This is a genomic window from Microcoleus sp. CZ3-B2, assembly GCF_036705055.1.
Lineage (GTDB): Bacteria > Cyanobacteriota > Cyanobacteriia > Cyanobacteriales > Microcoleaceae > Microcoleus.
Genome location: NZ_JAUBTN010000127.1, coordinates 1 through 4,199 on the forward strand (window position 1 = coordinate 1; position 4,199 = coordinate 4,199).

Genomic DNA, 4,199 nt, shown 5'->3' on the forward strand with positions numbered 1-4,199 from the left:
ACTAATGACTAATGACTAATGACTAATGACTAATGACTAATGACTAATGACTAATGACTAATGACTAATGACTTCCCCTATTTAAATCAAAGTCAGTGCCAAACCTTTAATCGATCGCCCGTCGCCAATTGGACCGACGATGGAAGCCCGACCGGTCGTCAAATTAATATTGTACAGGCTCGAAACTCCGCCAACTTCGATCGCAGCCAAAGCCGTCTCGTTACCGCCAACACTCCTGACATCAAAGCCGAGAACGGTACCAGCATCAACTCCCAAAGATCCGATCGTATTCAACACTCCATTATTCGGCGGATCTTGCCGCACCAAAACGTCTAAATTGCTGTCGATGGCAAACAAAGTTGTCGAATTTACCCCCGGCAAGTTATTCACATAAGCAGCAGACGCCACCCCCGGAGAATTTCCAAAATTGCGATCGCCCGCAGCATAAGCCAAATTCCCGTCGAGTTGAATTCCCCCCGTCAGCGTGTCAGTATCCACAACTGCCCCCGTATCCGGGTTGAGGCGGGCGTTTTGACCGGCTTGATTGACAAACCGAATGCGATCCACCGTCGGATTGAAATCAAAACCCGCAGCCCCCGGAGTCAAACCAACAGGAAATTGCCCAGTCCCGACTTGACTTGCAGCCCCAGTCACCGGATCGATCGCGTACAAGCGATTGCTAGAACCCACACCGAAAAGTTGGCCGTTAGCGGGGCGAAAATCAATTCCCAGCAAACTTTCTCCAGGCTGCAAACCCGTAACTGTCGCGTCGCTCAGAATCGCCTGCGGTGCCGCCTCGTTAAAACCGACAATTGCTTCAGCGCCATTTCTGACAGTCAAAGCGTAAGCTGTAGGCAAAGGCAAAGCCAAACCGTTAATCTGTCTTCCGTCGGCAATTTGGCCCGCGAAGGAAGCTTGACCGGTTGTCAAATTGATATTGTACAAACCGGAAACGCCCCCAACTTGCAGCGCAGCCACCGCGACATCGCGGCCGCCGATAGTTCTGATATCAAAGCCGAGAATGCTAGTAGCATCAACTCCCAAAGATCCGATCGTATTCAACACTCCATTATTCGGCGGATCTTGTCGCACCAAAACGTCTAAATTGCTGTCGATTGCAAACAAAGTTGTCGAAGTTACCCCGGCCAAATTGTTAGTATAGGCAGCCCCAGCCACCCCCGGAGAACTTCCGAAATTGCGATCGCCCGCAGCATAAGCCAAATTCCCGTCGAGTTGAATTCCCCCCGCCTGCGTGTCAAAATCCACAATTCCCGCCGTATTCGGATTGAGGCGGGCATTTTGACCGGCTTGATTGACAAACCGAATGCGATCCACCGTCGGATTGAAATCAAAACCCGCAGCCCCCGAAGTCAAACCAACAGGAAATTCCCCGCTACCGACTTGACTTGCTTCTCCAGTTCTGGGATTGAGAGTATACAAGCGATTGCTGCTACCCACACCGTAAAGTACGCCATTCGCCGGCCGATAATCAATTCCCAGCAAACTTTCTCCCGCTGGTAATCCAGTCACGGGCAAATCTGAGATGACACTTCCCGGATTGGAAAGACTAAAACCAACAATCCGATTAGTAGAAGTTAAAGCATAAGCCGTTGTCCGCGGTGGAGGCGGGAGAGTGGGAACAATGCTGCTAATATTATTAGTGAAATTTGCCGGGCCGATCGAACTTTGTCTCACCCCTTGGAGAACCGCAAAAAATTCTCCTGTCACCCGGTCTTGAATAACAGTATTGTTTCCAGCTTCCAGAATATTCAAGTCGCTAAAACTGACACCTTCTCCCAAACCGATTAAATCTGTACCCGGTGCAAAATCTGCGATCGCGTCAGCATCGCCCAAACTGACACCGCCGCTGGTACGAAAAGGATCGGCATCAGCGTAGCGCCTCAAAACAAATAGGTCTGCCCCCTCGCCGCCGCTCAGGATATCAGTACCGCGATCGCCCGACAAAACATCATTGCCGGAGTTTCCTGAGATGAAATCGCTACCTTTTCCGCCAACTAAAAAATCGCTACCTTCACCGCCGTTAATAGTATCGTTATCTAAATCTCCAAAAAGCGAATCTTGACCAGAACCCCCATCAATGGAATCGCTTTGTTTTCCTCCAAAGATGCTGTCATTTCCCGAGTTTGCCACAATGGTGTCATTGCCCGCCAAACCAAAAATCAGGTCATCTTCTGGAGTTCCGGCTAGCAAGTCGGCTTGTGAGGTACCTCTAATTTCTGCCATGCTGTAATCACCCTCTAATTTTGATATTTTTGTTGCCTAAAAGCGGCGACTTTCTCAGTTCAACATATCACGAATTCGCACTGTCAGAATGTTTGTCCCACTCTAGACATCTCCAAGCAAATTTTGGGCAGGCTGGATGCCTGCACCACAAGAATTATTAGAGATGTCTATTAGTAATATACGATGAATTCATTATTTTGGATCTGTACCTCGCTCGATTACTTTTCAATACCATCTCATCTATAACTAAATCCCCGGTCATACTGCTTGTGGATTTGCGCGATCGGGCTTTGACAGAACGCCAAAAAATATTCGTAAATACTGAGGATTTACGACTAAATTTACCCGATCCAGGTCAGACAATTTCTCAATTAAATGAGATCCGCGGTCTAGCAATTGCCAGATCGGATTGCCAAGTAGCTCTCATATTTTGAAAGGCCTCTGCCACCAAGTGCATTACAATGGACTTCAATAGAATTTGAAAATGAGTGTAATCTTGTCTAATTTAGTTGACTATTTAAGATTTTCCAGTTTAATTCTAGGGTCAACTGCTTTAAGTAGTAAATCTGCCAACAAATTACCAACAATCAACATGGTCGCGCCCATCATCAAACTTGCCATGACTAAGTACAAATCTTGATTTGTCACGGCTTCCAAAGTCAGTTTTCCCAAACCAGGCCAATTAAAGAAAAATTCAGCAATAAATGCACCGCTTAACAAACTAGCAAACTCAAAACCCAATAGCGTGACTAACGGATTAATCGCATTCCGTAAAGCGTGAACGTAAATTACTCGATTGTCGGGTAAACCTTTGGCCTTGGCGGTGCGGATGTAATCTTGACGCAGTACGTCCAATAATTGTCCGCGCATCAATCTTTGCAAGCCTGCAAAACCTGTAACGCTGAGGGCGACTGTTGGCAAGATTAAGTGCCAGCAGTAATCGAGGATTTGACCCCACCAAGGTAAGTCTGCATGGTCGATGCTGGTCATTCCTCCGACTGGGAAAAGAGGGGAAGTATTTTGAGCAAAAAATAGCAGCAGCAAGGCTGTGATAAAGCTGGGAAATCCCTGGCCGGTGTAGCTGACTACTTGCAAAACTCGATCGACTGTGCGGTTTTGATTGACGGCGGCAACTATTCCCAAAGGAAGCGCGATCGCCCAAGTTACAATCAAAGAGGCGATCGCCATCAACAGCGTCGCCGGTACCCGTTCCCACAGCAGCGACGCTACGGATCGCTGATACACAAAACTCGTGCCAAAATTCCCCCGCGTTACAATTTGTTGCAACCACAGCCAATACTGCACAATCGCTGGTTTATCCAAGCCGAACTGCTGTTCGAGTTGCTTGAGTGTCTCCGGCGAAATCTTGGGATTTTGGCTCAAAGTATCTAAGTAATTTCCTGGTGCCAACTCAATAATTGCAAAACAAAGAGCCGATGCTAAAAATAAGGTTAAAAGTGCCTGCAACAGTCGCTTGACTACATAAGTAAATGTCTCGTTGCCAAATATAGAACTCAATATTCGCGAATTTCGATTAGATTTAATAGAAGCCATGCGATTTTAGATTTGAGATTGAAGATTGAAGAATTTTTAATGATTCATAAATACGAGCAGTCAACAGCCCGTCGGGTGCGTCGGGAGCAATTTTTGAGTAGGTTCTCGTCACATTCAGCCCCCTGACGCACCCGACAATCACTAATGACTAATGACTAATGACTACTGACTAGGGAATTGGCCCGCGCAGGTCATTGGCCCGCACAGGTCATTGGGAATAGGAACTAACAAATAACCAATAACCAATAACCAATAACAAATAACCAATAACCAATAACTAATGACTAATAACCAACAACCAACAACCAACAACTAATAACCAACAACCAATAACTACTGACTACTGACTACTGACTACTGACTACTGACTACTGACTACTGACTACTGACTACTGACTACT

Annotated in this window: 2 protein-coding genes; both read right to left on the reverse strand. The window is 46.6% G+C overall.

The genetic code is table 11. The annotated features are described in order from the left end of the window. Positions 1–81 precede the first annotated feature (81 nt). Positions 82–2,244, reverse strand: a complete 2,163-nt coding sequence (locus QUA97_RS27935; RefSeq protein WP_333197553.1) for a DUF4394 domain-containing protein — start codon at positions 2,242–2,244, stop codon at positions 82–84. 513 nt (positions 2,245–2,757) lie between these two features. Then, the gene (locus tag QUA97_RS27940) at positions 2,758–3,798 is read right to left on the reverse strand and encodes an ABC transporter permease (protein WP_194071232.1); all 1,041 of its coding nucleotides are present in this window, start codon (positions 3,796–3,798) and stop codon (positions 2,758–2,760) included. Positions 3,799–4,199 lie beyond the last annotated feature (401 nt).

Coding starts and splice junctions, on each gene's coding strand:
- QUA97_RS27940 (WP_194071232.1), bottom strand. CDS start 3,798: ATGGCTTCTATTAAATCTAATCGAAATTCGCGAATATTGAGTTCTATA.
- QUA97_RS27935 (WP_333197553.1), bottom strand. CDS start 2,244: ATGGCAGAAATTAGAGGTACCTCACAAGCCGACTTGCTAGCCGGAACT.